The organism is Nostoc paludosum FACHB-159, assembly GCF_014698835.1.
Lineage (GTDB): Bacteria > Cyanobacteriota > Cyanobacteriia > Cyanobacteriales > Nostocaceae > Nostoc > Nostoc paludosum.
On the sequence record NZ_JACJTU010000003.1, the window covers coordinates 30,704 to 54,867 of the forward strand.

The following is a 24,164-nucleotide window of genomic DNA, read 5'->3' on the forward strand; positions in this document are numbered from 1 at the left end:
ACTTAGAGAGAGACGTGCCATGCGGGAAAAATTTGTACAAGCCGCCATCATCACCTTCTTGCTCCACCTGATAGCAGGACTTAGCCCGAATACTATAGCTCAGACAAAAACAGCATCACCTGTGCCCGAAACGCCAACAAATATTATCGTCAGTTTGCTATTGCGTACTTTTGAGTAAAAATAATTTACAAATTGCACATCTTTAGGTGATATTCAAAACTTAATACTAGTGCTTTTTACTCCAATACGCTTGGGTTCTCCTCAGGTTGCCTATGTTTGTTAGGTCAAGCTGGATCGGTTTTAGTTTTTAATCTTAACTGAACTGTATTTTTTCCTACCTGAGGCATTATCTTTTTGTAGGATTTTTTGTTGTGTACATAGCAATCTAGACGAACATTCCTGGCAAAAAGGTAGACTGAGCAAAGAAGGCAACTATTTGCATTTGATTATGACTAATCGTCTTGCTGAAGCTAAGAGCCTGTACCTCCGGAAACACGCCGAAAACCCGATTGACTGGTGGCCTTGGTGTGACGAAGCACTTGCAACTGCAAAAGCGCAAGATAAACCGATTTTTCTCTCCATTGGTTACTCTAGTTGCCACTGGTGTACTGTTATGGAAGGTGAGGCTTTTTCCGATTTAGCGATCGCCAATTACATGAATGCTAACTTTCTTCCCATCAAGGTAGACCGAGAAGAAAGACCAGACCTCGATAGCATCTACATGCAGGCTTTACAGATGATGAGCGGTCAAGGGGGTTGGCCTTTAAATGTCTTTCTTTCCCCTGAGGATTTAGTGCCGTTTTATGCTGGTACTTATTTTCCTGTAGACCAACGCTATGGTCGTCCTGGATTTTTACAAGTTTTACAAGCACTACGCCGTTATTACGATACAGAAAAACAAGACTTACAGCAACGCAAAGCGATTATTATTGAGTCGCTGCTTACGTCTGCGGTATTGCAAGACGCTACAACAAACGAGCTTGAAGACCATGAATTACTCCGACAAGGTTGGGAAACCAGCACAGGTATAATTACTCCAAATCAAACTGGCAATAGCTTTCCGATGATTCCCTATGCAGAATTAGCACTGCGGGGAACTCGATTTAATTTTGAATCTCGGTATGATAGCAAGGAAGTTTGTACCCAGCGGGGACTAGACCTAGCACTGGGGGGAATTTATGACCATGTAGCTGGCGGGTTTCATCGCTATACTGTTGACCCGACTTGGACAGTACCCCACTTTGAAAAGATGCTCTATGACAATGGACAAATTGTCGAGTATCTAGCTGGTTTGTGGAGTGGAGGAATACAAGAGCCAGCTTTTGAAAGAGCGATCGCCGATACCATAGAATGGCTCAAACGTGAAATGACCGCCCCTGAAGGTTATTTCTATGCGGCTCAAGATGCCGACAGTTTCACTGAACCCACAGCAGTGGAGCCGGAGGAAGGAGCCTTTTACGTTTGGAGTTACAACGAATTACAACAACTGTTAACCTCTGAAGAACTTACGGAATTACAACAACAGTTTACGGTAACCCCTAACGGCAACTTTGAAGGCAAGAATGTTTTGCAAAGACGCCATACCGGGCAACTGAGTGCAACGCTGGAAACAGCACTGAGCAAATTATTTACGGTTCGCTATGGTGCTAACCCTGAGTCACTTGAAACTTTTCCCCCTGCTCGTAACAACCAAGAAGCAAAAACTACTAACTGGCCAGGTCGTATTCCCTCAGTGACAGATACGAAAATGATTGTCGCCTGGAATAGCTTGATGATTTCTGGGCTGGCTAGAGCTGCGGGAGTATTTCGACAAGGGTCATACCTGAAGTTAGCAGCACGAGCAGCGAATTTCATTTTAGATCGTCAGTTTGTTGATGGGCGTTTTCACCGACTGAACTATCAAGGAGAAGCAACCGTTTTAGCTCAGTCTGAAGACTACGCCTTTTTTATTAAAGCTCTTTTGGATTTACAAGCTGCCAATCCTGAAGAGAAGCAATGGTTAGAAAGAGCGATCGCTATCCAAGACGAATTTAACGAATTTCTCTGGAGCGTAGAATTAGGTGGTTATTATAACGCATCAAGCGATGCTAGTCAAGATTTAATTGTGCGCGAACGGAGTTATGCTGATAACGCCACAGCATCAGCCAATGGAGTGGCGATCGCTAACCTTGTGCGTTTAGCTCTACTCACCGATAATCTACATTATTTAGATTTAGCAGAACAAGGTTTAAAAGCTTTTAGGAGTGTAATGCATCGCGCTCCCCAAGCTTGTCCGAGCTTGTTTACAGCCTTGGATTGGTATCGGAATTCAACTTTGATTCGCAGCACAACAGAGCAAATAAACTCTTTGATCCCCAACTTTCTGCCGAGTGCTGTTTTTACTGTGGTATCTGATTTACCAGAGGGAAGTGTTGGTTTAGTTTGCCAAGGTTTGAAATGCCTTGCACCAGCAGAAAGTGTAGAACGGTTATTGCAGCAAGTCCAGCAAAGCCAAAATAGGGGATAATTTTGGTAGCATCGGACGTGTAACTATGAATAAACCGACCGTACAGCTTTGCCTAAAATCGTGGCGAATTGAGGGTTGAAATTTAAACGCAAAGGTACGCAAAGGTACGCAGAGAATTCGCTACGAACTTATGTAAAGCTGTACTAGGATGAATTAGGTGAAGTCAGAATGACGACCTGCAACGAATTAACAGCCATAGTTTTAGCAGGCGGCAAGAGTTCTCGTATGGGTCAGGATAAAGCCTTGATTTCAATTCAAGGGATGCCATTGTTAGAGCGAGTTTGTGGCGTTGCCAAAGGCTGTGCCAATCATGTTTATGTAGTAACTCCCTGGCCGGAACGTTATCAAGATTTACTTTTGTCTGGTTGCCAGTTTATCAGAGAAGTACCTTTGCCTTCTGCCTCTCTCCAGACACACGGGCCTTTAGTTGGATTTGCCCAAGGACTGGCCCAAGTACAGACAGAATGGGTGTTGTTGCTAGCTTGCGATTTGCCGAAATTAGAGGTTGAAGTTTTGCAAGAATGGGCAACTAGACTTGATAGGGTCGGCGATAATGCGATCGCAGCTTTAGCTCATCATCCTAAAGGCTGGGAACCTCTATGTGGTTTTTATCGCCGTCGGTGTTTGCCACAACTCCTAGATTTTATCAACCAAGGGGGGCGATCGTTTCAGGAGTGGTTGCGGCAATATCCTGTGGAAGTTTTGCCGCTACCAGAACTCGAAATGCTGTTTAACTGTAATACACCAGAGGACTTGGACTTAAGTTGAATTCTAGTTAGCGATTGCGGCAAAATTTGCGATCGCTATCATTCTGAGGATATTGCCAAGAATAGGCAAAATGGCTAACTCCCTTGAGTTGGGGAGCAAATTGACGAAGTGCTTGCATTTGCACTTCTAGCGGTGGACGATTACTAACAGGCTTTCCCCACTGACCGGCTAAAGCAGGGATTATCTGCGTACCCGGTTTTGCCATACTCAAAACCCGCTGCACTTGGGAGACAATACAACTGGCATTGCCGCAAGTTGCGTAAGACATGGGATGCCATTGCAATGTGGTGGGGAATCTATCCCAAGGTTGCAAACGGGAATCATAGCCTTGTCCTACAGTTTGGTTCCCATCAGGGAAAAACACCACTCCTGTGGGAATACCTTGCTGTTTTGCTGGATAACTAGCGATGGTGACAAAATCTAGAATTCCTTGCATGGCGTGGGCAACGGCGAGTTGCCACAATTCCCATTGTAAAAGTGGTTGTCTATCAGTTGCTGGCTGAATTGATTTTTCGGCGGGTGGGGGAATGCGTCCTTGCCAAAGGGGTTCGCCTTCTTGGGGATAAAGTTTATCAACTTCTACTACATCTCCAGTAGTGACATATCCCTTGCTCAAAAAGCGGCGAATTAAGTCCAGTCCTTTGTAATTCTGTGCCCGTTTAAATAAAGCTTCTTGAGTTGCGGGACTAAATAGCCATAAATCTGAGACTTTGGTGGCGATGGAATCAGTTCCTGCTTGTCGGGGATAGCGCACGTAGTCCAATAACAAGCCATCTGGACGACGGCGTAAAATTTCCTGCACTAATTGGTAATAGTCGCGTTTTGCTTGGAGGTTGTAGGGGTCGATAAATACTTGAGAGCCATTGTCTACAACATATAAGCTTGTTTGACCTTTGCCATTGCGAGCGATCGCAGCTTCTCTATCTTTTCGCTGGGCGTAAGTATAGCCGAAATTTGTGGTAAACATCCACGCATAAACCTTCAAACCCCGTTGCCGAGCTTTTTTAATTGCTACAGACAACAAATCGATGTTTTCTACTCCTGGAGTACGAATCACAGAAGGCCAAACCGTCGGGTTACCAGTTGCTGGCAATAACACTTGCCCGTCGTAAAATACTTCTAAATAAACTTGGTTATAGCCACCGTTAACAATCCGATCCATAACCAAATCGATTGTTCCTGGCTGAATATCGCAGGGATACAAGCGCAACCAAAGGGCTTGGATTTGTGGCCAAGTCCGACTACGGCACTCGCGTAAGTCCTGTGCCTGTTCTTGTAATATTTTTTGATATCGAGCCTGGGCATTTTGATTGCCTTTGAGGGCTGACAAACGTAAGTTTTCTTTTTCTCGCGCCGCCGCTGGTGATAACTGACAATACTGGGTTACTTGCGCCTTTGCTGGTTGGCTCCCAAAACTAGAAAGTAATGAGCTACTACTGAAAACAACAGCGAATAGGCGTCGCCAAAATAATCTCGTTCTTGCAACGTTCAAAGGACGATTAAACATACCTGCTAGTAGATGGACACAAAAATCAATTACTCCAACTCAGATGGTTATAAGCAACTTGTATCAAATTATATAGTCGAGTAATCAGGGTTTTAAAACCTACTTTTTTAAGACTGGCAAACATCTATTTCTGTTGCCGTATTCTTTTTGTAAACATATAAATACATAAACTCGAATATAAAACATATAAATACAAAGCGAGTTTACCCTGGTATTCGATCAACTCTACTTTGCCCTAATTATTGAAAATCTGCCAAAGGAAATGTGATTTTTGAACTTAAAAATACTGGAAGTTACACTTAATAATTTTTTTGAACGTCAAGATATATACTTTCAAACTTTCTCCAAGTAGGAGAGAAGCTTTGAAATATGATCTAAGGGAGTACTAATTACTTTAGTATAAAATTTTAAATTTTGAACTCAGACTGAGATTCAAGTTAAGAAGGTTACCAAGAGTGGAGGCGGAGTGTCTCCAGCTCCACTCAAGATTGAAGAATCAAAACTTGAGACTGCTGACTCTTAATCATGGAATAGGTAATAGTTAAGAGTTAACCGCCACGCTTGAGTGCTGATTCTACCTGCTGTAACTCCTTCTCTAAGCGATTTTTGAGTTTTTCGGGTACGGGACGATTAGGGTAAGAACTGTAGTGTCCAGCTAGGGAGTTGAGAGCTGTTCGCATAGTTGTAAAGGAGCCAAGACCAGAAACAGAGTTAGCTCGTTGGTAACGAGCTGAAAAGTCATTAATTTTTTGACGCGCTTCTGCTTGAATTGCTCCTTTGTTTGGTGAATCTGGTGATAAATTTATGGCCTCTCTCATGATGTTGACCACAGTCAAAGTGTCTTGGCGATAATCACCAGTCAAACTATCTGGACTGCCAGAACAACCCATCAAGCCGATAGATACAACCAAAACCAGCGCAAGCAGACGCGACCAATAGCGCTTCATATGCATTAACTAAAAGAATACGTAAATCAACGTCCATCGTATCTTGGATTGGTATCTTGGGGATCAATTTTAGTGGGGAATGGGGCATAGGGCATGGGGCATAGAGATGAGGGGTTGAAGAAGGCACAAGGCAGTCCCAATGAAAAAAATTCAAAATTCTTGCATTAAATAACTTTTGCCTTCTCTTACCCAATGCCCAATGCCTAATGCCCTATGTCCTATGCCCCACAACCAACGACTGTTTGATAAAGCGTATCCCGTTGTTGGTAAGGTCGTCCTAAAGAAGCGATCGCAGCTTGTAATGCTTCCACTTCCATGCACGTACCGCCCAAGGCTCCTGCCATTGTGGTAATGTGTTCTTCCATTAAGGTGCCGCCGATATCGTTACAACCCCAAACTAAGGCTTCTGTTGCACCAGCAAGTCCGAGTTTTACCCAACTTTGCTGATGGTTGGGAATCCAATTTCCTAAGTAAATCCGCGCTACAGCGCCTAGTAGTAGTGCATCTTGCAATATCGGTTGGTCGCGTCCAACGCGGCGACGTAAGGGTTTGGGTGCTTCTTGCCCAACGAAGGGTAATAAAATAAACTCTGTAATCCGTGCTGGATATTCTCTTTCGATGGCTATTTTTTGCAGCGATCGCAGTTTTTCTAAATGCCCAATTTGCTGTTCGTGGCTTTCAATATGCCCAGATAGCATGGTACTGGTGGTATGCAAGCCTAGTTTGTGAGCGGTGCTGATAATTTCTAACCAAGTGGCTGTATCAATCTTTTCTGGGCACAGTATCCGCCTAACTGTATCATCTAATACTTCTGCTGCTGTTCCTGGCATTGAACCAACACCAGCATCTCGCAAAGCACCAATCACATCAGCGTATTCAAGTCCGTCAAGTCTGGCGATAAATTGCACTTCCTGGGGAGAAAAAGCGTGTAGATGTATCTGAGGAAATTCCTGTTTGATGCTTTCTACTAGTTTGAGGTAATAGGGCAAAGATTTGCCGTTGATTTGTGCTTGGGGATTTAATCCTCCCTGCATACAGATTTCTGTCGCACCCCGTTGCACCGCATCTGCGGCCTTTTCCAAAATTTGTGCCCCATCCAACCAATATGCGCCTGTATCGCCATCATCTCGACGGAAGGCACAAAAACTACAGTGCTGTTCGCAAATATTAGTAAAATTGATATTACGATTTATTACGTAGGTAACTGTATCACCTGCTTGTGAGTGGCGTAAAGTATCCGATGTAATACGTATTGCAGCGATCGCCTCTGGTTCGGTTTGTTGTAACAATACCACTCCTTCTTCGGGAGATAAATCATACCCCATCAAGGCACGCTCAAGAATTTTTTCAACAGAAATTTTTGTTACCATTACTTTCTTAATATTGTGAGCAAATTTTCAATTTATGAGCTTGCAAATAATACAATTTTACTTAAAAAATACACCAAGCTCTGGATAATTCCATCCTTGAAGGTAAGTTTTTCTTTTAAGTTTATTTTTTTAGTTTGTTAGAAATAATCCCATAACGCTCAAAGTCTTGATAAAGATATTTTTTTGGATACCTGTCGAAATCTTGGCGACATTAATATATTAGACTTGTTGCATAAATAAATAAGTTTTTATCTCACGCAGAGGCGCTCCAGGCGCAGAGAAGAGAACGCAAAGAAGGACTTTTGCAAGAGACTCCATGAACAAAATTCACAACGAAGGAATGAAAATATTTCTTTCCTAGTCACCAGTCCCCAGTCCCCAGTCCCTATTTTCAAGGCAGGTCTATTGAATTATTTCTAGTTTAGATAAAAAAATAGTGTGGCTTTTGTACCACAACTATTTTGACGTATTAATGCAGATTTTTATCTTGGAAATCATCAGTCAAGTGCTGATATGACTAGTTTGTTCTTGGTTGTGGTGTTCGTCGATGCTGTATTAGCAATCCAATGCCCATACCAATACCGACAATGACAGTAAAGTAGAATAAACCAATCAATCGGATATAAATTGGTGGTGCGATCGCTTCGACTTCAACTTCTTGTGCTACTTTTACTGGTGTAAATTGACGACTAGATCCTGGGTTGGGAGTTGCTTCCACCTCAACTTTATGTGGCGCACCATCAAAAAATTGTTCTTGCCATGTTAACTTACCTTCTTGGTCGGTAAGTCCTTTGTAGGCAAAGACTGTTAAATTATCTTCTAGAGCGATCGCTCTTACTTGCAAGATTACATCTTTTATGGGTTGTCCTGTGGCACTATCCTTGACCTGTAACCCTAAATTCGCAAGTTTACCGACAGTCGCGTTTTTATCTCCCTGGAGTTGAATTTCCAATCCTTGCGATTTTTGAGATGATGGTGCGATGGCTTCAGTATCACTTGAGTGTTGTCCAGTGCCATGAGCTTCGGCGACTTCTGCACTAATATTAATAAATAAAAGAGCTAAGATAGCTACCACAGTCAAGCTACTTAATAAAAGACGCACTGATTGGGGTGCAATTTCTCCTTGTTGTAGTTCTTGTTGTCTGCCAATAACCCAACCACCCAACAATCCAACTGCTAATAAAATAGCTGCGATAACAATAAAATATTTATATTTAACTGGATTCTCTCGGACATTCATATTTAAAGTTTGCTCATAGGGAGCAAAAGCATTTGCTACCAACGGTGAAACTTTAACTAGCAACTGATAATTTCCCCGAATGGGGAACATCTGCTGAATTTCTAGCTTTCCATCAGGTGCAATGGCATTCATTTGCAACAGTTTTGTTCCTTCAACAATCGGAAAATCTGTTGTTAACCAAGGATTAGATGGTGGCGTCAAAATTTGTAAGCTAATTTTGGCATTTTCTAAAGATTTACCCGCCGCATCAACAACTTGTAGTCTCAGGTCAACAGGAGATTGATGTCTTTCTGTTCCTGCTTCAAAGGGAAGAATACGTCCTAAAGGTGGGTTCGTAGAAAGTAACACTCTAGAAGTAAGAATTTGAGAGTTACCTGCTAAGGAATAAAGAATTGACAAAGTGATGCAAACAGCACTGATAACTCCAAATAGTCGATATTTTTTCATAAAAGCTGGCGTTGAGGAAGGATTGAGAAGTATTTGGCGATTGCAAAAAGCTACTAATTAACGAGCAACAAATCTATTATTTGATTGGAGTGCAAAAATTCATTTTATAGAGCCACCAGTCGCCAAAGTTTAAAATGAATTTTGACGACTGACTCCTGAATTCCGTTTTGATAACTTTATTAGGTGTCAAAACATTGTCTAATCCACCATTAAAATTTTGGAATTAGGTAGTTTAGTGACATGCAACGCCTAAAGTGTGATGTCGTGCTGAATGTGCTGCGTTGTGCGCCGCAGGATAGGTGGAGAATAACGCAGTCCAAATAATTAAAGAAGATAGCAACATATAAAGCGTTATCTGTACTGGCTTGGACAAGGTAATAGTTGCGGTCTTCTGCAATACTGAAAGATGAGAAAAACTACTCATTTTTGACCTCGGATAATTAATTTGGGTAATCGATCGATCAAAGGGCATAATGCCGATTGATTGAAAAAAGATATACGATAAAGTTCCTATTTGACAAGTGGGTATGAAATTTATTGGGTAATTTGTCCTTAGTGAATACTATACTATCGTTTCAATATTAGCTAATAGTATGCAGAAATCTACACACAAAGTCCATACAAATAACAAAACAATGACACACGGTTTTGATTAACGCGAAGATGACACAGCGAGATTAATTAAAAATTACAAATGTGATGTTACCAAATATAGCAATCCTATTTGATTTACAAACATACTCGTTAAGAAAGTGAACAGGGTTGGGGGAACAGGCAACAGTTTGTATCTCATTTAGGACTACTATATCGAAAGTTCTTTAAAATCCGATTGGATTTATCTCTCGGCCAATTAAATACGCTACACCTTAGCAACAATTTTTTGCTGAGGTTCAGTTACCAAGTACTATGGTATACATTGTTGAAAATTTAATTACTGTTAAGGTATTAACTATATCAAGAATAAATACAAAAAAATATTGATTTTTGAACTTATTTATACTTGTAATTAAGTAAAAATGCTGTTAAATATAATAAAACTTGCCTAGAGTCTTCCAAAACAGCTAATCATCGGAAAATCGCACAACCAAGAACGAACTCTACTTCCTATTTTCAAGGCAGAGTTCCCCGTTGCCTTCTTGTTGATGTGAATTTAATAACTTTGGTAACCGTTTTGAAGCCTTTCAAATTTATTGACAATTATTTTTAATTCATATAATATACACAAGGACAATTGCAAATAATTTTCAATTCTTTTTTGGTGCTAACTGTTAACTGTCATGCCCTATAACTTCGCTCTGGGTAAGGAAAAACTTTGGAGTCGCCGTCAATTACTAAAGCTGGGGTTAGCAGGTGTGGGAGTGACTGGTGCAGCTGCACTTTGGCAGACGCTAAATCTACAAAGTCAGTCAATAGTCAAGGTACCACCATTTGAAATGGAAGCATCAGATAACGTTGCTAACCCGACGAAGATGCTAAGGGATTTTGACTATGGGACGCTCAAGCAAGAAAATGGGCGTACTATCCGAGAATTTCAGTTAACTGCGGGTACTTCCATTATTCAACTAAATAGTGCCGTCTCTTACAACATCTGGGATTTAAACGGCCGCATACCAGGGCCAACGCTACGGGCCAAACAAGGCGATCGCGTGCGAATATTATTTCTCAATAACGCTGGACATTCTCACTCTTTGCATTTTCATGGGGTTCATCCAGCAGAAATGGATGGTGTTCGTCCAGTCAGCAACGGCAAAGCTACTATTTATGAATTTGATGCCGAACCTTATGGCGTTCATTTATACCACTGTCATATTGAACCAGTTACCCGTCACATTGCCAAGGGACTGTACGGGATGTTTATCATCGATCCTCCTACTCCCCGTCCGCCAGCTGATGAAATTGTACTAGTGATGGCTGGATATGACGTGAATGATGATGGCCATAATGATTATTACGCCTTTAACGGTCTGCCTCATTACTACATGCATCATCCCATTCCTATTTATCAAAATCAGTTGATTCGGCTGTACATCCTCAACATTATTGAATACGATCCGGCGGTCACCTTTCACCTCCACGCTAACTTTTTTGATGTTTATCGCTACGGCATGAGTATGAACAAGAGTGAAAAAACTGATGTGATTACGATGGGCATAGCAGAAAGGCACATTTTAGAATTTGCTTTTCGCTACCCAGGTAAATATATGTTTCATCCCCATCAAGATGCGATCGCTGAAAACGGCTGTATGGGTCAATTTGAAGTACTTACTGACAGCAAATCTCAAAAAAGTGTTAAGAATTCCTAACAAAATTCTCAGTAATTATTGGTCAATCTACTTAATTCATAATAAATGGGTGAAAATTTTAATCAACTAGTTGATAAAAAATATCATTATATGCGAAAGTAAATTGTATGACAAATTGTCATACAAAAACTTTTTAGTAATAGTTTTGCAGTGTTTGAATTAATACCTTTTAAATTGTGTGAGGAGCAAAGATGATAAAATTTCGCTATATCTGTTTAACTGTTGCGACTGCGGCAATAATTACCTTGAGTTCCTGTAGCAGTACGCCAACCGCAGAAAATCTCTCAGCCCCAGTTGCTACTCCTCAAGCTACAGAAGCAGCAGCAAATAATAGCAGTCATAGCAGTCACGGTGGTAAAGAAAAAATCAATATTAATACTGCTATATTGTCAGAATTAGATAAATTTGAAGCCAAACTAGGTGTACCGGCTTTATCTAACAAAATTCAGGCGAATCGTCCTTACGGTAGTCCAGAAGATTTAGTCACAAAAAAAGTGATTACTCAAGAGCAATTCGACCAAATTAAAGACCAGGTTGGCGTTCAAGATGTAGTACTTACAGGTGAAGCCAAAGATGTTGATTATATGTCTAAATTAGGCTTAATGAAAGGACATCTTTTAGTAGCAAAAGAACTCCTAGATCAAAATCAACCGAAACAGGCAGAACCTCATATTGGGCATCCAGTTGAGGAGATTTATGTTGATGTAGAAGACCAACTTAATGAGCGCAAAGTTAAAGAATTTAAGACAACTTTGGTGAGTTTGCAAGATTTAGTAAAATCTAGTCCCAAGGATAGTAAAGTTAAAACTAATTTTACTTCTTCAGTGGCAGCAGTTGATGGAGCGATCGCAGCTTTACCAGCACCAGAACGTTCAAAACCAGGATTTGTATTACAGGTAGTTAACGAATTACTGGATGCAGCGAACTCAGAATATGGCGCAGCGATCGCAGATGGTAAGATATCCGCAGCAATTGAATATCAAGACTCTCGTGGATTTGTTGTTTACGCTAATGAATTATACAAAGGAATTTCTAGCCAAGTAGCTCAACAAGATGCCGAAGCAGATAAAGCAATTAATACTAGTTTTGCTGAACTCATAAAAGTTTGGCCTGCCGCAATTCCACCAGCTAAACCGGTAAAGACTCCAGAGGATGTTACCAAATTGGTGAAAACCATTGAGGAAAACTCTCAAAAAGTGATTGATATATCCAGTACCCAAGCACAGCAATAACATTTTGATTTAATGGGAAGCTTAGGGTAAGGTGTTTAAAATTAGGAGAACGTTAAGAGTTAGCAGTGAAGAGTTAGGAGTTCTGGAGTGAGGTAGAGACGCGATTAATCGCCTCTGTACAGGAGTTAAGAATTTAATAATTATAATAATTTTTTAACTCCTCACTCATAACTCCTAACTCCCAACTCATAACCCCTAATTCATAACTAATTACACTCTATTCGTCACTTCAATTAACAACTGATGCAAGAACTTGACCAGAAAAAAACCATTGATTTGCTCAACGCCATCATGGAATTTGAATTAGCAGGAGTAGTACGGTATACACACTATTCCTTAATGGTGACTGGCCCTAACCGCATTCCCATAGTAGCTTTCTTCAAAGCACAAGCAAGCGAATCTTTACTTCATGCCCAACAAGTAGGAGAAATTCTCACAGGTTTAGATGGGCATCCTTCCTTAAAAATTGCGCCAATGGAAGAAACCTACAAGCATACAGTCAAAGATATTTTGGCAGAAAGCTTATCCCATGAAAAAAAGGCATTAGATTTGTATAAAAGTCTCCTAGAAACTGTCAACAATGCCAGCGTTTATCTAGAAGAATTTGCTCGTGGCATGATAGGGCAAGAAGAGATGCATAATCTCGAACTGAAAAAGATGTTACGTGATTTTAGTTAGATAGTTAATAGTTATTAGTCATTGGCATTGGACATTTGCAAATGACTAATGGCTAATCACAAATGATTAATGACTAATAACAAAAATGAATTTTAGTACTGCTATACCTACTTTTGTAATTACACTCCGAGAAGGAGTAGAAGCTGCTCTTGTTGTGGGAATTGTCCTAGCTTTACTGAAAAAAGCTAAAAAATCCCATCTGAAACCTTGGGTATATGCTGGTGTCGGCGTTGGTATTGCCATTAGTGCCTTGATAGGTGTGCTATTCAGTTGGATAATTCAGGTAGTGGGAACTGCTAATCCTCAATATACTTCCGTAGTTGAGCCACTACTAGAAGGTGTATTTAGTGTATTAGCGATCGCAATGCTTAGTTGGATGCTCATCTGGATGACTCAACAAGCCAAATTTTTGAAAGCGCAAGTTGAGGGAGCAGTTACACAAGCACTGACAAAAAACTCAAATGCCGCTTGGGGTGTTTTTAGTTTAGTTTTTATTGCGGTTGTTCGCGAAGGCTTTGAAACAGTTCTGTTTATTGCTGCTAACTTTCAACAAGGACTAATACCCAGCATCGGCGCAGTTGCGGGTTTGACAGTAGCGATCGCCATAGGTGTGCTTTTATTTAAATGGGGCATCAAAATTAATATCCGCCAGTTTTTCCAGGTAATGGGCGTTTTATTAGTATTGATTGTCGCTGGTTTAGTAGTTTCAGCCTTGAAAAATTTTGACGACGCGGTGGCTAACTTTGCCTTTAGCAGTCGTGCCACACAAAGCCTTTGTTTCTATTACGAACGCTTTACTAAAATCCACTCCTGTATTTTAGGCCCAATAGTCTCAAATACTTCCACAATTTTGCCAGAAGAACAATTTCCTGGCATTATCCTCAAATCTTTATTTGGCTACAGCGACAAAATTTATCTCGTCCAATCCGTGGCATATATCGGGTTTTTGCTCACCATAGGCGGGCTATATTTCCGCAGTCTTGGAGGAGACTTTTTTCAAGGTAAAAAGAATACTCCATCTCGTCAAAAACCAATCAATTCTGCAAAAGATTAAAACAATCTCTGAACCCTCTCTGCGCCTCTCTTGCTTCCTGCGTGAGACAAAACCATGCCGATTCTTAAATTATATTTATTATCCTTAAGTACGCTCTGCTCCAAACAAATCTTGTTTCAGTTGCTGACAAGCCTTTTCTATAGCATCTATACTCCCTGGATTCACCAAACCATAATAATCAAACACATAAATTCGGTTGTTTTGAGTCGCTTGCAATTGCTTCCAAAAACTTTCCTTTTTCAAAGAATCTAAAAGCCCTACTTCCGAATTCCCTTGCGGAGGATTAACCAAAATGATCGCATCTGGATTTGCCTCTAAAACTTTCTCAGCCGAAAGCGTCACATAACCACCAACTGGACTTTTACCTTGTAATTCTGCTGCCAGATTATTCACCTTAAATTGCGTTAGTAAATCTCCTGCCCAACTATTTTTATTGGGTGCTAAAATTGGTTGACGGCTAACCAGTACCAAAGCCGTAAGGCTCTGATTATGGTCATTTGGCAAGAAAGTTTTGTAACGATTTAACAAAGGCTGAGGATCGGCATCAATTAATTCAGCTAGTGTTTTAGTCAACTTTTCGAGAGATTCCCAGTTATTAACCTGGGTAAGCAAAGTTGGAATCCTTAATTGGTTAATTTTTTGAATAGGAATAGTAGAAAAACCTTCTGCACCAATAACTAAATCTGGTTTAAGTGCGACAATTTTTTCTAAATTAGGAGGATTTTGACCTTCGCTAACACGAGGAATATTTTTAAAACGAGAGTCATCTTTAAATAATTTACTACCGGTAATTCCGACAATTTTTGTTTTGTCAAGTTCAGCGATAATATCAGCTGACAGAGAAGAAAGGGCAACAACTCTTTTAGCTGATTTTTTTGGTAATTGCTGCGAATTTGAGTTAGTTGTTTCAGTAGTATTTGCTACTTTTGCTGGTAGTTGTTGAGTACTAGCACTGTTGCAAGCAACTAAGGTTATACTCAACAAAAATGCTAAAGCAGATAAAAGCCAACGATGATACATAATAAAATCCCTTACGAGTTTTGTTCCTCATATAGTTTCGCGCATCTCCATGCAGAATTGCTATAAGAATTGCAGAACAAACTCAGGGCTATATTTAAAAATAGCAAATCTAGTTTCTATTTAATTTTTCCAGATTTCAGATTTAGTATTACTTGATTTCTCATAAAATTAAAAAAATTAAGAAAGCATCTATGACAAAAATTTAAATTTACAGATGTTAGTCTATAAATTCTTAGTTTTCTCAGTACTTATATATTCAAAACTAGAAACTGGCTTCATGGACTTTTCCCTAGCCCTACGGATATAAAAAAAGGCGAGTAAAAAGGTAGTTTAAAATTCCCAAAGAATTTTGCCACCGTTTTACCCCCCAGGATCTATACAAGGTTTTTTAAAAAGTTTTCTTGAATTATAAATTTATAGTTGTGTAAGTGATTATTCGCTTATTGATTAACATTATTATACTAATTAGCTCATTATATTAGTATTCTTGACTACAAAAGTCAGGATTTAACCAAAGCTTTAACTTGAGCTTGGTATGTTTGAATAAACTGGCATTACTTAGGGGAATAACTAAAAAGGACTGGGTATGATTGGGTTTTAAGCAGTAAAATTTGAGAACCCTTACCCAGTTCCCAGTTCCTTATAATCAGGATATTTAACTTACTTTGTTTCCATCCAATTTTCACCTGCACGCGCATCGACCAGCAACGGTACACTTAACTGTACTGCGTTCTCCATCACGGATTTAATTTGCGGTTGTAATTCTTGCCACTCATCAGGAGGGATTTCAAATACTAATTCATCGTGAACTTGTAATAATAAACGCGCCTGATATTTTTGCAAAACGTCATGCAGTCGCACCATCGCAATTTTGATAATATCAGCGTTGGAACCTTGAATCGGTGCATTAGCAGCGGAGCGTAGCAAACCAGCATCATAGGCACCCAAATTTTTCAATTTACTCAAGTCAATATCTTCTGGGTTGCTGCCTTTTAATTTCCGTAAACTGTTGTTGGTAAAATCAAAATAACGACGACGACCGAGGATAGTTTCTACATAACCTTGAGCGATCGCTTCTTTTTTCACTCGCTCCAAATAAGCAAAAACTTTAGGATATCGTTCATTAAACCGCTTAATGAACTCGTTGGCAATGCTCTTATCTATCCCAGTTGAACGAGAAAACCTTAAAGAACCCATTCCATAAATCACGCCAAAGTTAATAGTTTTTGCTACTCCACGTTCTTCTGATGTGATATTTTCTTTTTCAAATACTAATCGTCCCGTCACAGTATGAACATCTTCATTTTGCTGATATGCTTGCACTAATATTGGTTCTTGACTCAAATGAGCCAAAATTCGCAATTCAATTTGTGAGTAATCAGCAGCCACCATTAACCAACCTGGTTCTGGCAAAAATGCCTTGCGAATTTGGCGACTAAAAGCTGTACGAATCGGGATATTTTGCAAATTTGGATTAGAAGAAGATAACCTACCAGTTGATGTTGCTGCTTGATTAAAATCAGTATGTACCCGTTGAGTATCTCCACGCACCAACACAGGTAAGGCATCTACATAAGTAGACTTTAATTTAGATAAAGTGCGGTACTCAGTTATCGTCTCAACAAATCCAGTTTGATCGATTTCTTGAAGCTTTTCTAGCGTTGCCGCATCTGTAGAATAACCAGTTTGAATTTTTCGGGAATATTTCGTGCTTAAGCCCAATTTTTCAAACAAGATTTGGCTCAATTGTTTAGGAGAACCCAAGTTAAAGTTTTCCCCAGCAATTTCTGTTGCTTTCTCTTTTAATTTGGCTAATTCTATTTCTAAATGTTGCGAAAGTTCTTGTAAATAACCTGAGTTAATGCGAACGCCTGTGTATTCCATTTGCGCTAAAACTGCTTCTAGCGGCTGTTCCACTTCCACTAATAGCTTAGACAAAGCTGGAATTTTATTTAATTCTGCACGCAGTTTCGATACCAAACCAAATGTAGAATAAACATCCATGCCACAGTAATCTGCTACTGCGGCAATATCTATATCAGCGATGGTTTGACCTTTAGGCACTAAATCTAAATAACTTTTCGCCGTTAATCCTAAATATCGCTGTGCCAAATCCATCAAATTATGACTAGAATCTGGATTTAGCAGGTAACTTGCCAACATCGGATCGAATACCACTCCATCCAAGTTAATCCCTTGACACTTGAAAACCAAGCGGTCAAATTTGGCATTCTGTAAAGTTTTAGGATAATCAGCACTTTCAAGAATTGGGCGTAGTGCTTCTAAGACCACATCCTTATTCAAATTTTCCCCAGTTTTGTGACCAACAGGAATATAAGCAACTTCATCTAACTTCGTTCCCCAGCAGCAACCAATTCCTACTAACTCAGCATCTCTTGGTTCTAAATCTGTGGTTTCAGTGTCCCAAGCAACTGGTGTTTCTGGATTAGTGAATTTTTGCAAAATTCCTAATAATTCAGTCAATTTTGCTTTGGTATTAATAATGCGTGGTTGAATTGCTGACGCAGGTTGTTGTTGTACAGCTTGTGTTTCCGCAAAACTAAAAAATGAAAGATCTGGGTCTTCAAATTCAGGTTCTATTTTTGCTGTTTCTGGTTTTGGCGCTTCTTCAACTTGACCGCCAAAACGTTGCTGTAGGTCGTTGATTTTACCCAAAAACGATTTAAATTCTAACTTTTCTAAAATTGGTGATAAAACGCTTGTATCAAATCCTTTTAATTTGCAATCTTCTAAATCAAGTTCTAGAGGAACATCCAAAACAATTTTTGCCAAATATTGAGACTTATAGGCATCTTCTTTACCCGCTGCCAATTTTTTCTGATTCGCGCCTGGAATTTCATCTAAAGCAGCATAAATATTATCAAGAGAAACATAGGTACTAAGCAACTGTACTGCTGTCTTTTCTCCTATTCCCTTAACCCCAGGAATATTATCTGATTTATCACCGCAAAGGGCTTTGAAATCAACAATTTGTGAAGGTAAAACGCCCAATTTTTGTTTAACTTGTTCTGCCTCAAATTCGGTGATGCTATTTGTAGAACGCTTTAAGGCATCTGGACTAAAATTTAGAACAGTGATTTCTTTATCAGCATCTATCAGTTGAAATAAATCGCGATCGCCAGTCAGAATCTTCACCCTATACCCAGCAGCCGTTACTCGTTGTGCTAAGGTTCCCAAAACATCATCGGCTTCGTAGCCAGGAGCAGTGTAAATTGGTAAATTCAACCCATCAAGTAACTCGTGCAGATTTTCTAAGTCGGGAATAAAGTCTTCTGGTGTTTCTTTGCGATCGGCTTTATATGTATCATCTGTTTCATGCCGGAAGGTGGGCAAACCCAAATCAAAGGCTACAGCCATTGCCTGGGGATGTTGCGTTCCCATTACTTCCAATAAACACTTAAGAAAACCAAAACATACACTCGTGGGAATCCCCGTTTTTGTACGTAGTCCTCCATCTCGCCCTTTAGCAAAAGCAAAGTATGAACGATAAGCCAGCGAGTGTCCATCTACGAGGATGAACGTCGGACGCGTTGGGGTTGCAGTATCAGTAGTTTCAGACATAGCCCTATTCTAGCCACAAGCTTCTTTATTTACATACTGCATCAGTTGGTTTATTGAAATTCCTGTACGTTGAGACACCTTTCTTAACAAAACTTCATATAGTTACCAAAAATGCATATTTACTCAAGAAATTTGAACATCAAAAGTTCACATAAATTTACGTGTATTTATCAAGCCTAGAAGCAAAAGTTAAGAGTTAGAAATAATCTAGTAATCCCTTAATGATTCGGCTTCTGAAAAGCATCTTCCATCATGAAAACAAAACTATTGAACACTCTAGGCGCCGCCACAACGTTAGCAGGAATTGTTGCAACTTCTGGAGTAGCTAATGCTGGTTCTCTCTCGTACACTAGTTCCACTAATTACGATTTTACAAATATCATTGATGCGCCTTTGAGCGTCCAAAAATTTGACTCATCTCTCGGCACACTCCAAGGTGTAACAATAGAATTTACTGGCGACATACTTGGAAATGCTGGTTTTGAAAATAGAAGTCCAAGCGCAAGCCAAGCTACAGTAAATCTTGGCAGCCAATTGAGCTTAAAACTAAATAATCAATCTTTGTTGGAACTGAATCCAAAATATACTTCCAGTTACCAAGTTGCCAAATACGATGGCGTCACTGATTATAGTGGCACATCTGGAAAGACTCTTTCTAACTTAACTGCCACACAATCTGGTAGCCAGTCTTTTACTAATACCACATTCTTGCAGTCTTTTATTGGTACTGGCAGCGTAGACTTTTTCTTCTCAGCCATAGCAAACTCACTAGTTACAGGATCGGGTAACATGAGATCCTATATTGATACCTATGCCAAAGCAGGTGTCAAAGTAACTTATAACTATGAAGAATTGAAATCTGTACCTGAAGCATCAACTACCCTTGGAATTGGTTTAGTTGCTGGGCTTTGTTTGTTGTCACAACGCAAAAAAATTTTGGTCAAAGTCTTAAATTCATAGACTTTAGTTGAATAGGTAAATCTTTTCTATATCTACCTATCAGTCAAGTTTTCTAACTTAAATGTAAATCCCCGATTCTTTCGAGAATCGGGTTTTTTTGTTGTGGTTATGGAGTGGAGAGTACGGGAGAAAACTTTTTTGATTTTTAGTTGTTTTTCCCATGATCTAATGTGTTCAAAAACTTTGAGCTAAAGAAGCGTTGTCTTAAACTTTTCACAAAATCTAAAATCCAAAATGGTATAACCTCTAACTGGAACTTTAAATTTAAGGAATTCATGTACAACGCATCTGCCAAAGATATTAAACTACTGGTTGTGGATATAGATGGGACGATCGCCGGACACTCCAATACCATCAACGAACCTGTAAAGCAAGCGCTGATTGCGGCACAAGCACGAGGCATTCAAGTGGCGATCGCTACAGGTCGTATGTATTGTTCAGCGCTGCGCTTTCACCAAGAAATCGGCTCTACCTTACCATTAATGGCTTATCAAGGAGCCTGGATTCAAGACCCCATCACCCAAAAAATTCATCGCCATTTAGTGCTTTCTAGGGAACTCGCCCACCAATTACTCGATTATTTTGAACAGCCTCAATTACGGCCGCTTTTATCTATCCACTTCTACATCAATGACCAACTCTACGTCCGGGAAATAACCGAAGAAACCAAAATTTATGCACAACGTTCTGGTATTATCCCGATTGCTGTGGGAGATTTGCGCCAAGTTTTAACGAATGAACCGACAAAAATTCTCGCTTTGTGTGATGACACAAATTTCATCAGCGAGGTACTGGGGAATTTGCGCCGCCAATATACACCTGCTGAACTTTATTTAACAACATCTGTTGCCACCTTCTTGGAAGCAACTAACGCCTCTGTGAATAAGGGAACTGCTGTACGTTACCTAGCTGAAGAATTGCTGGGATTAGAAGTAGCCAACGTCATGGCTATTGGTGATAACTTCAACGACCTGGAAATGCTAGAGTATGTCGGTATTGGTATAGCTATGGGAAACGCACCACCAGAAGTGCAAGCGATCGCTCAGTGGGTAGCCCCTAGTGTAGACCATGACGGAGCAGCAGTGGCAATTGAAAAGTTTTTGCTTCAGTGAGGGTACTTTTTCCAACCTAACCCATATCAATCAGAAAGGACACCGACGACTGGCCGTGTTTCGTCTCGGTGCCCCTGCTGGTTCGCTCCTCACACACCTGCTAATGTAGCCGAGGTGATGCATTGAGTCAATAGCTGTGATGAAAGTTTTTATAACTCCAATGGCGCAAAAATTTTCAGCTTTTCCTCCAGCACAAATTTTAATACTGACTGAGTAGCCATAAGTAATCCCAGCCTAGCTTGTGCTAACTTTGGTGAGATAATTTTCACTTCACCCCAAATGCGGCAATTACACCAGAGATTTTCAAAAGCTTGGCTCAAGTTCAATGCTGCCTTTTCCCATTTCACAGAACCCCTAATATCAGGAAATTGTATGTTGTCTACTACCTCCACTAACTCGCTAATTAAACGACGCTCATCTGGGTGATTTAACTGTAATTTTCCATCGCAGTTGAGCCAAGGTATGGGATTGGGGGAAATAACACTCCAAAAACTTGGACTACTATTTGCAAGTGGTTCTTTAAGCTGAATCAATCTCTCTCGGTGAGCCAACAGCACTAGCGAACAGCAACGCGCATGGGCATGTTGAATGGGAAATAAGGCATTGGGCATTGGGCATTGGGCATTGGTTATTCTTTCTCCCCCTGCCTCCCCTGCTCCCCCTGCTGTTTTAGCTCCCTCATCTCCCCATACTTCTCTACGAGAGGCTGCGCTAACGGCTTCGCTCAGTACAAGTCTCCCCATCTCCCTATCTTCCCACTCCCCTACTAGCCTTTGTAACCAACCTGCTAAGGCTGAGTCAGTTAATTCAAAATGTATCCAACCAGGGGGAACTATTTGCACGTTAAAAACGTCGCCACAGGTTGCAGATAGATGAAGGGCGATCGCGCTGGCAAGCTCCATCGTTTCTCGATTCTGAGAGTTTGACACTTGCAACGCCACACTTGAGGTATACAAAATTTTGCTATTGTTTCTATCTTTGTATAGAAGAATTTTTTTATTTTTTATGTGTTCGTTTTTGATACTTTCAGTATTAATACTTAAATATTCACTTAAATACTCATATACTAACCGTTTAAATGACACATAACTGAGTGTTTGTATTTTATTAAACACTAGATTTTACGTAAATAGCTTTGTAAACTATATTTGTTAATTTGGTGTCACCTATCTCCGGATATAGGTTTAATCTAGATGAAGAAAAATGAGAGTAGGATAAAATTTGATGAATAATCGATGAATAGTGAGTAAACTTTACTACCATCATTGTACAGTAGGAAGTATAACAAAAGAATAGAGAGTAATTCTTTGCTTTCTATTCTTTGGATGGCTGGCGCTGTTAGGCGTTAAGCCTGCATCGCCAACACAAAGACACTCCTTGCACCTTTCGATCACGTCTTTGTCTTCAGCCGAACGCTCTTTGTTACCTATGCAATCTCCATCTTCTTTTTCTGAGGCATCACGGCCTTTTTTAACTTGGCAACGGATTCTTGACTGGGCTCAGGAACACTACCGCTGCCGCACCTTCAGCAAAGATGAGCGCATTCCAGCCCGACCTGGATTGCTATATTTGGTGCAAAGGGGTGCAATCCGTATGGTAGGAACCGCCCAGGTTAGCGCGACTGCCAGCCAGCTAACGTCTCGACGAATCAACAGAACTCCAGAGGAAGCGTTCTTGGGTTTTGTTGGAGCGGGACAGCCCTTTGAAATTGTTGCTCAGTCACCATTCACACTCCAAGCTTACGCTCATGTTGACCAAACTGCGGTGCTGTGGATGTACTGGCACGACTTAGATAACTGGCCTCACTTCCGCCGGGAAGTTATGGATGCCTTTAGATATCAGCACCAGCGTAAGCTGCTGTGGCTGAGTGCCTTGGGACAACGCCGCACAATTGACCGACTCTTGGGATTCCTCACATTGTTGATTGAGGAATATGGAGAGCCAGCAATGAGCGACACCGATCCCGATGTCATTCGTGGCTATTGTTTGCCTTTCCCCCTTACCCATGCCCAAATTGGTAGCGCGATTGGTTCGACTCGTGTCACCGTCACCCGCTTAATGGGCAAGCTGCGTCAACGTGGCTTAATCCTTACCCAAGGCGATAATCTCATTTGCTTACCAGCAGAGTCGATTAATAGAGCCAGCTAAAGCACAGTTCAGAGGGGCGATTTCCGCCACTCTGCCTGAATGCGATGGGCTACGCCCCGCCAAAGGCGATCGCAGTGTCAGCGAATTTTGACAAACCCAGCTTGGGTAATCAGTTCCTGCCCCTGCTCAGTCAGCAGTAAGTTGGCGTAAGCGACACCTGCTTGCTGCTCAGTCTGACCATTCTGTTTGACCACCACAAACAGATTGCGGGTAATGGGGTACTTTCCTGATTGAAAAGCCTCAATGTTTAACTTGTTCCGTTTACCAGGACATTCAGACGGGAGGACAAATGGTTCTTGGTAGGGAGCAATATATTGCCCTTGTGTACGCCCCAACGGCAAGGCTCTAATTGAACATTGAGGAATCACCTCTGGGGCAGAAGCGTAGTAAATGCCACCAGGACTACTAGCCAATTTTTGCAAGGCTTGGGTGGTTGTGGAGATAAATTCCACATTGGAGCTGAAAGCTTGACCACCCAAGATGTCTTGGACAAAAAGTTCTACCGTACCGCCATCAACAATTCGGCGGGAATAAGGCTTGATAGGAATATTGGAACCGCCCAATTGGCTCCAATTATTGATTTTGCCAGTATAAATTGACTTTAACTGGTCTACCGTTAGTCCTGGTATGTTGAGGTTTGGGTTAACTGCAACTGCTAAACCATCAATTGCTACAGGAATTTGTTTCAAAGCGAACCCACGCTGCTGGGCGCGGCTAAACTCTTGGTCTAAAATTGGTCGAGAAGACTGGGCAAAAGCTAGTTGACCATCTATCAGCGACTGTATACCAGTACCAGAACCAGGAGATGTATTGCTCGGTTCTACATAACGCAGCCTAAATTCTCCTCGTGCTGCTTGAATTCCTGGGTCAACTATTAATCGAATTGGTGCCCAAGACGTACTGCCTCCGTAATTGAATAATCCAGTGGGAACATCCTGGACCGAGGCGAAAGTGTTAGCACTAGGTTGTGCTGATGGAGGTTGGGGTGTGTTGGTGCTACGAGAATTAATTTGATTTAAGTCAAGACCAGATTTTCTGCTAAACCACCAAAAACCGCCAGCTATTAAGCCAACGGTAATTAGGAGAGATAAAACAAGAATAGGTATTTCATTTTTTTGGGACATAACAATTACCCGCGTGTCCGTTTAATATTAGGAACTGGGGATGGGCATAGGGTACAAGAGGCAGAGGTCTAGGTATTTTAAAACTCACTGTATCCTAAAGAATGGCCATCTTTGTCTGTCACCATGAACTTAAGGCCAGCCTTGAGGATGACTCTTGCACGTTTAG

19 protein-coding genes are annotated in these 24,164 nt (G+C 40.7%); 10 read left to right on the forward strand and 9 right to left on the reverse strand.

Translation table 11 applies throughout. The features are described from left to right. Positions 1 to 19 precede the first annotated feature (19 nt). The 3 genes from H6H03_RS03990 to H6H03_RS04000 all read left to right on the forward strand — a co-directional run bounded on the left by H6H03_RS03990 (position 20) and on the right by H6H03_RS04000 (position 3,274). On the forward strand, positions 20 to 178 hold the full coding sequence (locus tag H6H03_RS03990) for a hypothetical protein (RefSeq protein WP_190953858.1): 159 nt from the start codon (positions 20 to 22) through the stop codon (positions 176 to 178). Between the two features lie 270 nt (positions 179 to 448). Then, positions 449 to 2,506, forward strand: a complete 2,058-nt coding sequence (locus H6H03_RS03995) for a thioredoxin domain-containing protein (protein WP_190953859.1) — start codon at positions 449 to 451, stop codon at positions 2,504 to 2,506. A gap of 168 nt (positions 2,507 to 2,674) precedes the next feature. Continuing rightward, entirely contained in the window at positions 2,675 to 3,274 is a 600-nt protein-coding gene (locus H6H03_RS04000; RefSeq protein WP_190953860.1) for a molybdenum cofactor guanylyltransferase, read from the forward strand. Between the two features lie 7 nt (positions 3,275 to 3,281). On the opposite strand, the gene H6H03_RS04005 is transcribed toward H6H03_RS04000, so the two are convergent. The 5 genes from H6H03_RS04005 to H6H03_RS41130 all read right to left on the reverse strand — a co-directional run bounded on the left by H6H03_RS04005 (position 3,282) and on the right by H6H03_RS41130 (position 9,257). Then, a complete protein-coding gene (locus H6H03_RS04005; RefSeq protein ID WP_190953861.1) occupies positions 3,282 to 4,781 on the reverse strand; it encodes a family 10 glycosylhydrolase in 1,500 nt (499 codons plus the stop codon). A gap of 548 nt (positions 4,782 to 5,329) precedes the next feature. After that, positions 5,330 to 5,728, reverse strand: coding sequence for a photosystem II protein Psb27 (psb27, locus tag H6H03_RS04010; RefSeq protein ID WP_190953862.1), 399 nt, complete (start codon positions 5,726 to 5,728; stop codon positions 5,330 to 5,332). A gap of 218 nt (positions 5,729 to 5,946) precedes the next feature. Further along, positions 5,947 to 7,098: a 7,8-didemethyl-8-hydroxy-5-deazariboflavin synthase subunit CofH gene (gene cofH, locus H6H03_RS04015; RefSeq protein WP_190953863.1), complete on the reverse strand. Its 1,152-nt coding sequence runs from the start codon at positions 7,096 to 7,098 to the stop codon at positions 5,947 to 5,949. 517 nt (positions 7,099 to 7,615) lie between these two features. Next, entirely contained in the window at positions 7,616 to 8,785 is a 1,170-nt protein-coding gene (locus H6H03_RS04020; RefSeq protein WP_190953864.1) for a hypothetical protein, read from the reverse strand. Between the two features lie 232 nt (positions 8,786 to 9,017). After that, entirely contained in the window at positions 9,018 to 9,257 is a 240-nt protein-coding gene (locus H6H03_RS41130; RefSeq protein ID WP_313931783.1) for a CbtB domain-containing protein, read from the reverse strand. Between the two features lie 805 nt (positions 9,258 to 10,062). On the opposite strand from H6H03_RS41130, the gene H6H03_RS04030 reads away from it, so the two are divergent. From H6H03_RS04030 to H6H03_RS04045, 4 genes are all read left to right on the forward strand, one after another. Beyond that, positions 10,063 to 11,088, forward strand: a complete 1,026-nt coding sequence (locus tag H6H03_RS04030) for a multicopper oxidase domain-containing protein (RefSeq protein WP_190953865.1) — start codon at positions 10,063 to 10,065, stop codon at positions 11,086 to 11,088. A 191-nt stretch (positions 11,089 to 11,279) separates the two neighbouring features. Continuing rightward, on the forward strand, positions 11,280 to 12,320 hold the full coding sequence (locus H6H03_RS04035; protein WP_190953866.1) for a helix-hairpin-helix domain-containing protein: 1,041 nt from the start codon (positions 11,280 to 11,282) through the stop codon (positions 12,318 to 12,320). A 243-nt stretch (positions 12,321 to 12,563) separates the two neighbouring features. Next, the gene (locus H6H03_RS04040) at positions 12,564 to 12,998 is read left to right on the forward strand and encodes a ferritin-like domain-containing protein (RefSeq protein ID WP_096536223.1); all 435 of its coding nucleotides are present in this window, start codon (positions 12,564 to 12,566) and stop codon (positions 12,996 to 12,998) included. An 85-nt stretch (positions 12,999 to 13,083) separates the two neighbouring features. After that, on the forward strand, positions 13,084 to 14,052 hold the full coding sequence (locus H6H03_RS04045) for an FTR1 family iron permease (RefSeq protein WP_190953867.1): 969 nt from the start codon (positions 13,084 to 13,086) through the stop codon (positions 14,050 to 14,052). 84 nt (positions 14,053 to 14,136) lie between these two features. Here H6H03_RS04045 and H6H03_RS04050 read toward each other — a convergent pair whose 3' ends face one another. After that, positions 14,137 to 15,072: an ABC transporter substrate-binding protein gene (locus H6H03_RS04050; RefSeq protein ID WP_190953868.1), complete on the reverse strand. Its 936-nt coding sequence runs from the start codon at positions 15,070 to 15,072 to the stop codon at positions 14,137 to 14,139. A 660-nt stretch (positions 15,073 to 15,732) separates the two neighbouring features. Beyond that, positions 15,733 to 18,654 carry a DNA polymerase I gene (polA, locus tag H6H03_RS04055; RefSeq protein WP_190953869.1) on the reverse strand — a complete coding sequence of 974 codons (2,922 nt, stop codon included), beginning with the start codon at positions 18,652 to 18,654 and terminating at the stop codon, positions 15,733 to 15,735. Positions 18,655 to 18,906: 252 nt separating this feature from the next. Here polA and H6H03_RS04060 point away from each other — a divergent pair, with 252 nt between their 5' ends. Then, complete coding sequence (locus tag H6H03_RS04060; protein ID WP_190953870.1) at positions 18,907 to 19,614, forward strand: choice-of-anchor E domain-containing protein; 708 nt, start codon at positions 18,907 to 18,909, stop codon at positions 19,612 to 19,614. A gap of 275 nt (positions 19,615 to 19,889) precedes the next feature. Beyond that, positions 19,890 to 20,726: a Cof-type HAD-IIB family hydrolase gene (locus H6H03_RS04065; RefSeq protein ID WP_190953871.1), complete on the forward strand. Its 837-nt coding sequence runs from the start codon at positions 19,890 to 19,892 to the stop codon at positions 20,724 to 20,726. A gap of 149 nt (positions 20,727 to 20,875) precedes the next feature. On the opposite strand, the gene H6H03_RS04070 is transcribed toward H6H03_RS04065, so the two are convergent. Continuing rightward, positions 20,876 to 21,655, reverse strand: a complete 780-nt coding sequence (locus H6H03_RS04070; protein ID WP_313931785.1) for a DALR anticodon-binding domain-containing protein — start codon at positions 21,653 to 21,655, stop codon at positions 20,876 to 20,878. A gap of 499 nt (positions 21,656 to 22,154) precedes the next feature. On the opposite strand from H6H03_RS04070, the gene H6H03_RS04075 reads away from it, so the two are divergent. Continuing rightward, on the forward strand, positions 22,155 to 22,874 hold the full coding sequence (locus H6H03_RS04075) for a Crp/Fnr family transcriptional regulator (protein WP_096536235.1): 720 nt from the start codon (positions 22,155 to 22,157) through the stop codon (positions 22,872 to 22,874). Positions 22,875 to 22,951: 77 nt separating this feature from the next. Here the strand turns inward: H6H03_RS04075 and H6H03_RS04080 are convergent, their stop codons facing one another. Next, positions 22,952 to 23,998 carry a PstS family phosphate ABC transporter substrate-binding protein gene (locus H6H03_RS04080; protein WP_190953872.1) on the reverse strand — a complete coding sequence of 349 codons (1,047 nt, stop codon included), beginning with the start codon at positions 23,996 to 23,998 and terminating at the stop codon, positions 22,952 to 22,954. Positions 23,999 to 24,164: the final 166 nt, after the last annotated feature.